The sequence below is a fragment of the Mesorhizobium sp. P3_A8 genome (assembly GCF_056402995.1).
Genome location: NZ_JBFUGI010000002.1, coordinates 35417 through 48129 on the forward strand (window position 1 = coordinate 35417; position 12713 = coordinate 48129).

The following is a 12713-nucleotide window of genomic DNA, read 5'->3' on the forward strand; positions in this document are numbered from 1 at the left end:
CGATAACCATTTCGCGATCTTTCCGCGTCTTCCCCTTGCCGGCCGGCGATCGATTTCCAGTCCTGTTAACGTTTGCAGTTCAATGGTGCTCATACAGGAATCCGTTGGCGAGAGGGCCGCCCCCGAACATGTCGCAGCAGCCGGTGCATACCGTTTCAGGCAAGCTTATCCTGCTGATCAAGGCCGGCTACTGGCTGGCGCTGCTGATCATTGCCGCCATGGTGGCGGCCTCCTTCGTCCTGCTGCAGCAGACGATGGCGACGCAGCAGCACAACCACACCTTGCTCGACATCGTCAGCACGCAGAAGACGTTGTCGCAGCGCATCGTCTTCCTGGCCAGCGAAACAGGTGCCGCCTCGCTTGATAAGCAGCCGGCGCTGGTGAGCGCGCTCAAGCAGGCGACGGCGGAGTTCGAGACCAACTACGACCTGCTGCTCAAGCAGACCGGCGCGGATCCGGAATCGCCGGCCAAGCTCGATGCGAAGTCGATAGACAGCGTGCTTTTCGCCAAGCCCTTCCATCTCGATTATTTCTCGGTCGGACTGATCGCCAATGGCGACCGTCTGATCTCAGCCCTTGAATCGCGACTCAATGTCGACAATGAGGGCTACAAAGGCGGCGCCGAACGCGTGAACCTCGATGCCTCGGTCGCCAATGCCACCTTGTCGGGCTATGCAGCCCTTGGCCAGCGTATCAGCGCCGAAGCCGACGAGCGCTCCGAAAAGCTGCTCACCCTGCACCGCACGCTGTTCTACGCCACACTCGGCGTCATCCTGCTGGTGGCGCTGTTCATTTTCAGGCCGATGTCCAATGCGATCCTGCGCAAGACGCGTGAACTGGTCGATGCGCGCAATTCGATGGCCTTCATCGCGGTTCATGACGGCCTGACCGGCCTGCACAACCGCACCTTCCTGACCGATCATTTCGAGACGCTGATCAAGGGCGCGCATCGGCGGCGCGAGCGGCTGGCTGTCGTCCAGCTCGACCTCGACCGCTTCAAGCAGATCAACGATACGCTCGGCCACGCCGCCGGCGACTATGTCCTTGTGGTGACGGCACAGCGCATGCGCGATTCCTGCCGGGCGTCGGATCTGTGCGCGCGGCTCGGTGGCGACGAATTCGTGATGATCCTCAACGGAGCCGGCAGCACCGAAGACATCAACATGCTCGCACGGCGCATCCTGGCGCATATCAACGAGCCGATCGTCTTCCAGGGCACCACCATTCTTCCGGGCGCCAGCGGCGGCATCGCCGTGTATCCGATCGATGCCGACAATGCGCAGGATCTGCTCGTCCACGCCGATCTGGCGCTTTATTCCGCCAAGAAGATGGGCGGCGGCAACTTCTCGTTCTTCTCGGAGGAGTTGCGCCGCGAGCTCGACTACCGCAAGCAGCTCGAGCACGACATCAAGGTCGCCATCTCAGACAAGGCGTTCCAGGTTTATTTCCAGCCGCAGGTTTCCCTGACCGACGGCAGCATCAGCGGCATCGAAGCCCTGGTGCGATGGAACCATCACGAGCGCGGCATGATCTCGCCGGGCGAATTCATCCCGGTCGCCGAGAAATGCGGCTTCATGCCGGAGATCGGCCGCATCGTGATCAGCAAGGCGATCAACGAGGCGGCCGAATGGAACCGCGCCGGGATTGCCTTCGGCCGGCTTGCCGTCAATGTCTCGGGCACCGAACTGCGCGAGCACGATTTCGATGCGTTTCTGTTCGAGACGCTGGAAAAGGCCGGACTGCCACCACAGAAGCTGTCGCTGGAAATCGTCGAATCCGTCATCCTGGACGACGAGAAGACAGGCATCGCCGCAAAGCTGCGTCACATCAGGGCCGCCGGTGTCCATCTGGAACTCGATGATTTCGGCACAGGTTATGCCTCGCTCAGCCACGTCAATCCCAACGAGATCGACCGGCTCAAGATCGACCGCCGCTTCGTCCAGAACATCCATGAGAATGGCGACAATTCGAAGATCGTGCGCGCCATAACCGAACTTGCCCGCGGCCTCGGCATCTCCATCGTCGCCGAGGGTGCCGAGACCGAGGCCGAACTCGACTCGCTGATGGCGATCGGCTGCGACCAGGTGCAGGGCTATTCCATCGCCTTCCCGATGCCGCAGGACAAGGCACTGGAATGGCTGACCGCCCGCATGCCGAAGAAGGCGAAACTGCGGGTCCTGCAGGGCAGCCTGTCCTAGCCAGAATCCAGCCCGGCTTGACAGCCAGCCGCCGAGATGGCGGCCTGTCGCGACAACAACCGGATCGTGTGGCTTATGACATTCTTGCGGTTTGTCCTGGCGGCCATGTTGATGTCCGCGTGGCCCGCCTATGGGGCGGATCGCACCATCTATCTCACCTTCGACGATGGCCCGCTCAACGGCACCAGCAACATCCTCGACGTGCTCGCGAAAGAGCAGGTTCCGGCAACGCTGTTCATGGTCGGCATGCATGCCGAGGCCAGTGCGTCCAACAAGGCGCTGGTGCGGCGCGCCAAGGCGATGCCGCTGGTGACGATCGGCAACCACAGCTACAGCCATGCCTACAATCACTACCGGCACTTCTACAGCGACACGGAAGGGGTGGTTGCCGACATGCTCATGGCGAATGCCGTGCTGGGCCTGGAGCCCGCCGTGCACGCGCGCCTGCCGGGGCGCGATGTGTTCCGGCTGCCTTCGATGTCAAAGAACGACAACTCGCTCGGCCAGGCACAAGCCGGCCGAGAGGACCCAGATTACGAGTTCGTCGCGGCTTCCGGCTTCTATCTCTATGGCTGGGACCATGAATGGGTGCACAAGGATAGCGGCGAGCCGGTCCAGAGCGTCGATCATCTGGTCAGCGAGATCGATCATCTGTTCGGCTATGGTCACTTCGCCAAGCCGGGCAAGCTGATCCTCTTGATGCATGACGAGATGTTCCAGGACGGTTTTGACGGCAAGACGCAGCTCACCAACCTGGTCACCGCGCTGAAGCTACGCCAATATGCGTTTGGAGCGATCCAGAGCTATGACTGAGCCCATGGGCCGGCTCTTCTAGCCTTCAACATTGTCCCGCAATGCCGCCAGCACCTGCGCAAACTCCGCCAGACGCTCGTCGGGCAGTCCGGTGCGAAGCCGCTTGTCGAAGACAAGTGCGGCTTGTCGCAATTTTTCGAACAGCGCTTCTCCCGCGTCTGTCAGTTCGACCAGATGAACCCGGCGGTTGACGGGATCGCGGCGGCGCGTCAGCAGTCCCTGCGCTTCCATCGCGTTGAGGTGGTGGGTGAGCGTCGCGCCCTGGATGCCGATCATGCCGGCGAGTTCGCGCTGATTGGCTAGCCCATTCGACTTAACCGACAACAATGTCAGCCAGACCGGCAATGTACCGCCGGCCTCGACCAAAGCGGCGTCGAAGGCCTGCGCAACAAGCTTGGCGGTGCGGCCGAGATTCATGCCGACTGGCGGGCGTTCAAAGGGGGTCATCGCGGGACACTAGAGCAATTTCAGGAAAAGTGTGAAGCGGTTTTCCGTCCGGAATTGCGTCAGACAAAGACGGTGTTTTCCACAGATGGAACAGGCCCGCGTTTATACATTGACATCTAACAGTTAGATATCTAACTATTTGTGGACAGCAGGCGAAAGAGGAAATCCGGTCATGCAATATGTCTATATCGTCGTCATCGGTCTTCATGTCCTGGCAGGCGTCTTCTGGGCCGGCACCACGGTCACGCTGGCGCGCGATCCCGAGATCCGGGCCGAGCGCTTCATCCGGCCACAGTTGGGCGCCGCCGTCATGGTTTTCCTGACCGGGGCGCTGCTGTGGTACTTCTTCCACGGAGCCTATTTTGGCTTGACGGAGATGGTGCTGGCGCTCGGCATTCTGACCGCCTTCGCCGCCGCCGGCGTCCTCGGCGCCATGGTCAGGGCGCCCAGCCGGCGGCTTGCCGGCGCCAATGCGGAAACCGAAACGCAACTGCGTTCGAGAATGGCGACGGGCGAACGCATTGCCGCGCGGCTGCTGGCCATCACGGTGCTGTGCATGGCTGTCGCCAGGATGTTCTGAGACGCAGCACCAGCTCACGAGATCGTACGTTGTCTGGCAACGAGCCAATGACGTGCGGGCGCGCGGTCAGGCCAACGTACACGGGCTCTCGTACGCAGGCTTAGCCGCGCGCCACCAGCGGTACGAATTGCAGCAGCAGCCTTTCTCAGGTTAGCTTTTTGCGCGCCTGGTTTTCCAATGCCTCCACAAAGACGGCCGGTTCCCATCCCGCATCCAGCGCGCGATGGAAAAGCGCCTGCTGTGTTTCCGGCGCAAGGCCGCCGAGCGGCGGGTCGCGATCGAGATTGGTCGGAAAGGAATAGCCTTCCGCCGACGATGCTATGGCGTTGTCGACCGCCTGCCTGGTCAGGCTGCCATCGCCCAGCATGCGCTGGACAATTGGATAGAGGGCCGCGCTCATGCGGGTCCGGTCCACACTCTCCATGGCGCGGCCATAGGCCGATGACACCTGCAACAGGTTCGCCATGCGCTGGATGTCGGCGGACCGGTTGGTGCCGGCGGCGTGGAACAGCGCCGGATTGAAGAACGCCGCATCCCCTTTCCTGAGGGGCAGTTGAACATGATGCTCGGTGAAATGGGCCTGGAATTCGGGGCGGTTCATCGCCAGGTACCCGGGCAGATAGGTCTGCGAATAGGGCAGGTAAAGCGTGGGGCCGCTTTCCACCGGCATGTCGCAATGAGCGACGGCGCCCTGCAGCGTCAGCACCGGCGAAATCCGATGGACATGGACCGGGTAGCGTTCGATGACCGATGCGGTCTGAAAGCCGAGATGATAATCCCGGTGCGCCGACTGGGACGCGCCGCCCGGCCTGACATTGTTGACCTGCGATGTGACTTGGTAGGCCGGGCCGAGCCAGGCTTCCGATATCAGCGCGATAATGTCGTTGCCGTAATAGGCGGCGAAGGTTGCGGGATCGCGCAGGCAAAGCTTTTCCAGCGCGTTCCACACCCGGTCGTTGGCACCGGGCTTGGCAAAATGATCGCCTCCGCCTGCCCCGGCCGCGCGCTCCTCGGCGATGATGGCGTTGAAGGCCTCCGTCGCGGCATCGATCGGGGCCACATTCTCGAAAGCGCCGCGAAAGACGACCACACCTGGGCCGTCCGTCATCGCCTCGACCCACTCGGCGAGAAGCGCCTTGCGCCGGGCCGGATCGCCGGCGGCCGCGCGCACCGCGGCACCGTCGTAGATCAGGACGTTCTTCTGCACCTCGGACGCGAACGGATAGTCCGCCAGGTTTGTGGTCCGTTGCGTCGACGCCGCAAAATCGTCGATGCTGCACATATCGGCGGTTAACCAGACACGATCGGATCTGAGCTTGGAAAAATTGTCGGCCTTCACGGTATCCTCCCCATGGTCTTGTTTCGACTGGATGGCGGAAGTATAGCTCCGACTGAGAGGTGGCATATCGCTGAAACACCTCAAAAACACCTCAAGATCGGATCGAGACTGCTGATGTCGCATCCATTCCTGGTGAAGGACATTGCCCAGCAGGCCGGCGTCAGTATCGCCACGGTCGACCGTGTCCTGCATGGGCGCAGCGGCGTGCGTCAGCACACCATCCGCCGCATCGAGCAGGCGATCCGCGAACTGGAAACACAACGCTCGCAGCTCGGTCTGTCCGGCCGCAAATTCATTCTCGATCTCGTCATGGAGGCTCCGGTGCGCTTCACCGAGGCGGTGCGTGCGGCGCTGGAGGCCGAGATGCCGGGCCTCCATCCGGCCGTGTTCCGGTCACGCTACCACCTTGCCGAAATGCGAGCGGTGGCGAACACCGTCTCCCTGCTTGATGCAATTGCCCGTCGCGGCAGCAACGGCATATTCCTCAAGGCGCCCGATGTTCCGGAGATAGCGGCCGCGGTGGATCGGATCGTTCAGTCGGGCATACCTGTCGTGACCCTGGTCACCGATCTGCCGAACAGCCGGAGGCTGGCCTATGTCGGCGTCGACAACCGCGCCGCCGGCGAAACGGCTGCCTATCTGATCGGCGCATGGCTGGGTGGACGACATGCTGATGTCCTGGTCACATTGAGCAGCAACCGGTTCCGGGGTGAGGAGGAGCGCGAGATCGGCTTTCGCCGCGCCTTGCGCGAAAACTTTCCCGATCTCGGGATCGTCGACATCAGCGAAGGGCACGGCATCGATCGCGCGACGGGCGAGCTGGTCCGCACCGCGCTGATAAATCATCCCGACATTACGGCGGTGTACTCCATCGGCGGCGGAAACGCCTCCATCGTGCAGGCATTCGCCGCGGTGAAACGGCCGTGCCGGGTGTTCATCGGCCACGATCTCGACGCCGACAATCTCGACTTGCTGCGAAGCCGACGCATTTCGGCCGTACTGCATCACGATCTCAGACAAGACATGAGGACGGCCTGCATCCACATCATGCGGGCACAGGGCGCATTGCCGAAATCGGTCGCGCCAGGCGCGTCCAACATCCAGATCATCACGCCGTTCAACATGCCGGCGTGAGCTGGTCGTGGATTAAATCCGCAAGCCGAACCTGATCCCGTCATAGATGGCGGCATGGATATTGCGTGAGGCGACCGCATCGCCGATGCGCAGCAGCACGAAGCCGGCTTCGGGGTTACGTGTAGGGAAAATGTCGCCACCGTTGACCAGCCGCTCGTAATCCACCGCGCCACCATTGCGCGACAGCGGTTTCAGGCTGAGGTAGAGATCGTCGAGCGGCGCCGTACCGTGCTCGACCACCACCTGGTCGACCCGTCGCTCGCCGCGCCAGCCATCGGCAAAATCCGAAGCAAGTTCGGCGACCAGTTGATTGCCCTCACGGCGCACCGAGCGCAGGCGCGTGTTGATGGTGATGGTGACGCCCTGTTCCTGAAAGGCGCGCATATACGGCACGTGGTTCATGCCGCCCATTTCGGGGGCAAAGAAACGCTCCGGCGAAACCAGCTCCAGCTTGGACCCCGCGGTTGCGATCAACTCGGCCGCGCCCATGCCCTGATGGCCGCCATTGTCGTCAAACAGCAGCACGTTCTCGGCCGGCTTGATGCTGCCGGCCATGATATCCCAGCTCGACGTGACGAGATTGTCGCCCGCTGTCAGCGGCGGGTTCTGCGGCAGGCCGCCGGTGGCAACGATCACCACATCGGGCGCCAGCGCCAGAACATCATCCTTTTCCGCCCAGGTGTCATAGCGGATCTCGACGCCGAGCCGGTCGAGTTCGGCCAGCCGCCAGTCGATGATGCCGATCAATTCCTTGCGGCGCGGATTCTGCGTCGCCAGACGCACCTGGCCACCCGCTTGCGACGATGCCTCCAGGATCTTGACTTGATGGCCGCGCTCGGCTGCGACACGCGCCGCCTCCAGCCCACCGGCGCCGGCACCGACGACGACGACCTTCCGCTTCGGCCCTTCGGTCTTGACAATAATGTGCGGAATCTCGGCCTCGCGGCCGGTCGCGGCATTGTGCACGCACAGCGCCTCGCCACCCTCATAGATGCGGTCGAGGCAATAGGTGGCGCCGACACAAGGGCGGATCTCGTGTTCACGGCCCTCCATCACCTTTTTGATGATGTGGGGATCGGCGATATGCGCACGCGTCATGCCGACCATGTCGAGCTTGCCGGTGGCGATAGCATGACGCGCTGTGGCGACATCGGAGATGCGCGCCGCGTGGAAGGTCGGAAACTTTGTCGCCGCCCTCACCTCGCCGGCGAAATCGAGGTGCGGCGATGACCGCATGCCGGCCACCGGAATGACCTTGGTCAACGCCGCATCGCTCTCGATCGACCCACGGATGATGTTGAGGAAATCGACCTTGCCGGAGCCGGCCAGCCGCCTGGCGATCTCGACACCCTCCTCCTTCGACAGGCCTTTCTCGAAGTCCTCATCGGCAACCATGCGAATGCCGACGATGAATTTCTCGCCGACCGCAGCGCGCACGGCGTCCAGCACCATGTTGGTGAAACGCAGGCGGTTGTCGAGCGAGCCGCCATACGCGTCATCGCGATGATTGGTGGCCGGCGACCAGAAGCCGTCCATCAGATGGCCGTAGGATTCGAACTCGATGCCGTCGAGGCCTGCCGCCTGGCAGCGCTGCGCAGCCGAAGCGTAGTCGGCAACGATGCGCTCGATGTCCCAGTCCTCGATCGTTTTCGGGAAAGCGCGATGCGCCGGCTCGCGTACCGGCGAAGCCGAAAGCACCGGCAGCCAGTCGGCCTTGTTCCAACCGGTGCGGCGGCCGAGATGGGTGATCTGGATCATCACCTTGCAGTCATACTCGTGGCAGGCCTCAGTGAGTTCGGCCAGCCACGGCACGATGCGGTCGTCATAGACATGCAAATTGCCGAAGGCGGCGGGGCTGTCGCGCGAAACGATCGCAGAGCCGGCCGTCATGGTCAGCGCCATACCGCCCCTAGCCTTTTCGGCGTGGTAGAGCCGGTAGCGCTGTTTCGGCATGCCATCCTCGGAATAGGCCGGCTCGTGGCTGGTCGACATCACCCGATTCTTCAGCGTCAGATGCTTGAGCTGGTAGGGCTGGAGAAGCGGGTCGTTGCTGGTCATCGTCTTCCTGCTTTTTCAAATTGTGCTAATGAGCGCGGCAAATTCGAAGGACAACCGCCCATGGTCGATACCAAAACCCTTACCCAGCTCGGCGCCCATGTCGAGACGCCACAGAGCCCCGAAGCAGCAGTCCTGGAGACCGTGCCGTTTTCGCGCGGCGACGGTCCGCCGGCGATCGTTCGCTTCACCTGCCCGGAGTTCACCTCGCTGTGCCCGGTGACCGGCCAGCCGGATTTCGCCCATATCGTCATCGACTATGCACCCGATGCGGCTTTGGTGGAATCGAAGTCGCTGAAGCTGTTCATGACCTCGTTTCGCAACCATGGCGCCTTCCATGAAGATTGTACCGTCATGATCGGCCGCCGCATCGTGGCAGCAACCAAGCCGCTGTGGTTGCGTATAGGCGGCTATTGGTATCCGCGCGGCGGCATTCCGATCGATGTGTTCTGGCAGACCGGCGCGCCACCGGAAGGCGCCTGGCTGCCCGACACCGGTGTGGCGCCCTATCGCGGGCGCGGCTGAACTGATGTCAACCATTGCCGGCACCCGTCAGGCATAGCCTCGTCGCCAGGAAGGGAAGGACGGCATCGCGGTAGCGTGGCAGGTCGTAGCGCAGCAGGTCGACATGGCCTGCCCCTTCGAACCAGACCAGTTGCGAGCCGGTGGCGGCGTTTTGCAGCGCCATCACCTGGCCACGATCGATGAACGGATCGACGCTGCCCGCAAGCAGCATCAGGGGTGCACCGATCTTGCCGAGGCGATCGACCGGCCTGACGTCGTCGGCGCTCAAGCCGAGACGAACCGGCATCTGCGCCAAAAGCACATCGGCCTGGAAACCGCGCCAGAAGTGGAAAGGCATGCGCCATGCCGTGGTCTCGCGCAAACTCGCGTAGAGCTGCTCCAGCACATAGGCATCGGCAGGCGCTTGCTGTGCGGCAAAGACGAATGCCGTGGCACCCAGCGATGAGCCGGACGCCCCAAGTTTCTGGCCGGGGAAGCGTTGCCTGGCAAAGGCAATGATGCGGGCGGCGTCCTGCCCTTCGCTGTAGCCGAAGCCTTGAGTGGCGCCGCCGCTCTCGCCGTGCCCGGACAGGTCGAACAGGATGACGGAATAGCCGGCGCCGAACAAAAGCTTCGCCCTTTGAACCAAGGCCAGCCTGTTAGCGCCGCGCCCATGCAGCAGCACAATCGCGCCGCAACTGCCCTTTCGATCGGCTACCCAGCCGACAAGCTCGGGCGCATCGGCCTGATCGAGCACAACCCGCTCGACGGGAAAGTCGCCAGGCGCCACCAGAGCTTGCCGGGGCTGGCGTGCGATCAGCAGGGTGCCGATGTGCCAGTCGAACACGCCTGCGGCAGCGCCGAGCCCGACCAGCACGATCGCGAGCCACAAGCGAAGCTTCATTGCCGGTTCATTCGCACTGATATTGGCTGAGCGCCCACTCGCCGGTCACCGACAGCAGGTCCGATATCTTCCAGTCGCCATCGACCTTTTTCAGCTTCCACTCCAGCCGGTGCTGATGGCCTTCGACGACGAAGGCGACGACCACCTTGGCTTGATCGCCGTTCACGGCCTCGATGCTCTTCAGGCTCTTGTCGATTGCGAGCTTATCGTAATCGGCATTGTCCAGCGCCATGTTGGGATCGAGGCATTCGCCCTGCCCGGATTTGCGCAGCGCGTCGCTCTTATCGAGCACGGTTTTCGCCGGATCGATGAAATGGCTGCGCTGCGCCGGATCGATCTCCAGCCCAACCTGATTGTAGAACGGCCGCACCACCGCCGTCGGCGATCCCGGCTGGATGGGCGCGGCGGGGGCGCTGGGCGGCCAGGCAACCGGCGGCGTTGCCGGCTCCACCGCACCGCCCGGTGCGTTGGCGGGCGGCGTCCCGCTGTCGGCAGGAGCGCTAGCCGAGGGCGCGCCGTTGGCCGGAGCGTTTGCCGGGGGCGCGCCAAACAGCCCTTGCGCCACAGCGCTGCCACCTGCTGCCACGGATAACATGCCAGCGATCGACAAAGCCACGAGACTGAAGCGGAAGGCTGCATTGCGGGATCCGGTCGGCGACGCGGTCGGGTTGGCTGAGAATCCAGCCGATGGCCTTCGGGCCCGATTCATGGACATGCTGAACTCACTGGCGCGAATAGCCCCAGACCGCCTCAATTGCTTGCTCGCGCAGTCGCCTGCGCGGAGCATTTTCGTGGGTTCACGCAGTCATCCCGCGCCCGCCGTTGCTGTCAACAGCTATTTCTGCGGAATGGTCGGTGGATTGGGACCATCTGCCGTGTTGCCGTTGAGCTGGTTGGTGCCGTAGGACGAAATCACGCCGCCATTGACGATGGCCGTTCCGGTCGCGTTGCCGGAGATGGTCGATCTGCCGACGCGGATTGTCGCATTCGCTCCGTCGACGCGCAGGCCGCCTGCCGCACCGTTGTTGGCCACGGTAACGCCGTCGACCATGAGGTTGATGGCCGGCCCGCCGCCCGGATTCAGGATGCTGATACCGGCATTGGTATTGCCCGAGACATTGCTGTTCACAATAGTCGTGTTCGAGCCACCGGTGTTGCTGGTGCCGTCCGCCTTCACCCCGGCTAGGTTGTTGTTCTCGATCGACGAGGTCTCGATGACGACCTTGGCGACGCCGGCACCGGTCGGCTGGATATGAATGCCGTCATTGTTGCCGGTGATGATTGTGTCGCGGACATAGAGTTCGGCTGTGCCAGACGGTGCGAACAAGATGCCGTTGCCGTTCCCGGCGCCAGCGCCAGTGTTGTCACGAATGACGCAATCCTCGACATGCAGCGCGGCGCCGGCAAGAAACCGGATTCCGTTGAGACCCGGACCAGCCGTCGCGCTGTCGATATCGAGACCACGAAGAACGATAACGTCAGTGGCCAACGCATTGACGATGATGCCATTTGTCGATGCGTTCAACACACCTGCCTCGACATCCTCGCAAGCGATGGTCATCGACTTGGTAATTGTTACCGCACCGAAGCCACCTGGATCGATGCAGTTGATTTCGCCGCCGGCCGCGGTCTTCGAGATCGCGCCAGCGAAGGTCTTGCACGGCGCCGTGCGACTGCAGGGATTGGCATCGTCACCAACGCCTGAAACCCATGTCCGGGTCGCCTGCGCGGAAGCCGGCGTAGCAGTCACGGCCATCACCAGCACGAGAAGCAGCGAAGATAATAGGTATCCTAGAATTTTCATGATCATTCCCCCTAAATGGAACAAGATAATCGTTCACAACCAAGCGGAGGAAGTTTAGCGCGTTGCCTCGTCGAAAGCAACGTGACGTCAAAACCGAATCACCAATTTGAATTTCTCATATGAACGGCGGTCCGCCAAGCTACGCAGCCGCCATCGTGCCTTTGTTACATAGCCTTCACACTACAGTCGAAGTGCTTGACGTTCCACGAAATTTAGCAAGCTTGGCGCGCCAGGGATGGCAAGCAGCGACATAAATCAGCCGATTCGCCCCCCCGCCGGAACGGCCAAGGCCCATGGCGTCACTCCGGATCCTGGCCCGCCATGCATTCGAGTTGGCTTAGCGTCCAGGCGCTGGTCTTCGAAGCAATGTCCGATACCTTCCACTTGCCATCGACCTTCTTCAGCGACCAGTGCATTTCGCGTTGCGAATCGTCGCCGTCCGGAAAGAGGCTGAAGTTCGCCACCACCTGCGCGGTGTCGCCATCCACCGTCTCGGACAGTTTCAGGGTCTTGGAGACCGTTTTCTGGTCGAAATCCTGCGCGTCAAGACCAGGGTCGAAGTCGATACAGGCGACCTGATCGGGATTCTTCTTGGTCGCCTGATCGTTGAGATCGAACAATTTCGTCACCGGCTCGGTGAAGCGATCCCGGTATTGTGCGTCGGCCTCGAACTTAACCGCCGGAACATAGAAGAACTTCACCGCGTCGGACGCCGGCCCGGCGAAGGCGGTTGCGGGCAAGGCTGTCGCAAGAGCGGCAAGGAGCACTGTCAGTCTCATGCAGAATCTCCGGTGAAGCAATCAACACCACGCATCCTGCATATCGGTTTTCTTGCGGCTCATGAAGCCCTGCGGCGCCAGCCTCAGATGCCCCGCCAGATGTTCTGGAGGTTCGCAATTGCCGACGATACTGGCCAGATACAATCGCCGCGAGCA

Annotated in this window: 12 protein-coding genes; 5 read left to right on the top strand and 7 right to left on the bottom strand. The window is 62.3% G+C overall.

Going from position 1 to position 12713, the window contains the following annotated elements; all coding sequences use genetic code 11:
• Positions 1-128: 128 nt before the first annotated feature.
• Together AC1DX4_RS04260 and AC1DX4_RS04265 are read left to right on the top strand one after the other, a co-directional pair.
• The gene (locus AC1DX4_RS04260) at positions 129-2198 is read left to right on the top strand and encodes a putative bifunctional diguanylate cyclase/phosphodiesterase (protein ID WP_477219148.1); all 2070 of its coding nucleotides are present in this window, start codon (positions 129-131) and stop codon (positions 2196-2198) included.
• A gap of 111 nt (positions 2199-2309) precedes the next feature.
• Complete coding sequence (locus AC1DX4_RS04265) at positions 2310-3011, top strand: polysaccharide deacetylase family protein (protein ID WP_477219149.1); 702 nt, start codon at positions 2310-2312, stop codon at positions 3009-3011.
• Between the two features lie 18 nt (positions 3012-3029).
• Here AC1DX4_RS04265 and AC1DX4_RS04270 read toward each other — a convergent pair whose 3' ends face one another.
• Positions 3030-3458, bottom strand: coding sequence for a MarR family winged helix-turn-helix transcriptional regulator (locus AC1DX4_RS04270; RefSeq protein WP_477219150.1), 429 nt, complete (start codon positions 3456-3458; stop codon positions 3030-3032).
• A 172-nt stretch (positions 3459-3630) separates the two neighbouring features.
• Here AC1DX4_RS04270 and AC1DX4_RS04275 point away from each other — a divergent pair, with 172 nt between their 5' ends.
• The gene (locus tag AC1DX4_RS04275; protein ID WP_477219151.1) at positions 3631-4038 is read left to right on the top strand and encodes a hypothetical protein; all 408 of its coding nucleotides are present in this window, start codon (positions 3631-3633) and stop codon (positions 4036-4038) included.
• 145 nt (positions 4039-4183) lie between these two features.
• On the opposite strand, the gene AC1DX4_RS04280 is transcribed toward AC1DX4_RS04275, so the two are convergent.
• Entirely contained in the window at positions 4184-5377 is a 1194-nt protein-coding gene (locus AC1DX4_RS04280; RefSeq protein ID WP_477219152.1) for a phytanoyl-CoA dioxygenase family protein, read from the bottom strand.
• A gap of 114 nt (positions 5378-5491) precedes the next feature.
• Between AC1DX4_RS04280 and AC1DX4_RS04285 the strand changes: the two genes are divergently transcribed.
• Positions 5492-6511: a LacI family DNA-binding transcriptional regulator gene (locus tag AC1DX4_RS04285; RefSeq protein WP_477219153.1), complete on the top strand. Its 1020-nt coding sequence runs from the start codon at positions 5492-5494 to the stop codon at positions 6509-6511.
• Positions 6512-6523: 12 nt separating this feature from the next.
• Here AC1DX4_RS04285 and AC1DX4_RS04290 read toward each other — a convergent pair whose 3' ends face one another.
• Positions 6524-8569 (bottom strand): oxidoreductase, encoded by a 2046-nt coding sequence (locus AC1DX4_RS04290; RefSeq protein WP_477219154.1) that lies wholly within the window; start codon positions 8567-8569, stop codon positions 6524-6526.
• Positions 8570-8629: 60 nt separating this feature from the next.
• Here AC1DX4_RS04290 and queF point away from each other — a divergent pair, with 60 nt between their 5' ends.
• Complete coding sequence (queF, locus tag AC1DX4_RS04295; RefSeq protein WP_477219155.1) at positions 8630-9091, top strand: preQ(1) synthase; 462 nt, start codon at positions 8630-8632, stop codon at positions 9089-9091.
• A 7-nt stretch (positions 9092-9098) separates the two neighbouring features.
• Here the strand turns inward: queF and AC1DX4_RS04300 are convergent, their stop codons facing one another.
• The 4 genes from AC1DX4_RS04300 to AC1DX4_RS04315 form a co-directional block, all read right to left on the bottom strand.
• A complete protein-coding gene (locus AC1DX4_RS04300; RefSeq protein WP_477219156.1) occupies positions 9099-9974 on the bottom strand; it encodes an alpha/beta hydrolase in 876 nt (291 codons plus the stop codon).
• A gap of 7 nt (positions 9975-9981) precedes the next feature.
• Positions 9982-10569 (bottom strand): YqhG/Tai3 family protein, encoded by a 588-nt coding sequence (locus AC1DX4_RS04305; RefSeq protein WP_477219157.1) that lies wholly within the window; start codon positions 10567-10569, stop codon positions 9982-9984.
• Positions 10570-10809: 240 nt separating this feature from the next.
• Positions 10810-11778, bottom strand: coding sequence for a right-handed parallel beta-helix repeat-containing protein (locus AC1DX4_RS04310; RefSeq protein WP_477219158.1), 969 nt, complete (start codon positions 11776-11778; stop codon positions 10810-10812).
• 299 nt (positions 11779-12077) lie between these two features.
• Complete coding sequence (locus tag AC1DX4_RS04315) at positions 12078-12557, bottom strand: DUF3828 domain-containing protein (protein WP_477219159.1); 480 nt, start codon at positions 12555-12557, stop codon at positions 12078-12080.
• Positions 12558-12713 lie beyond the last annotated feature (156 nt).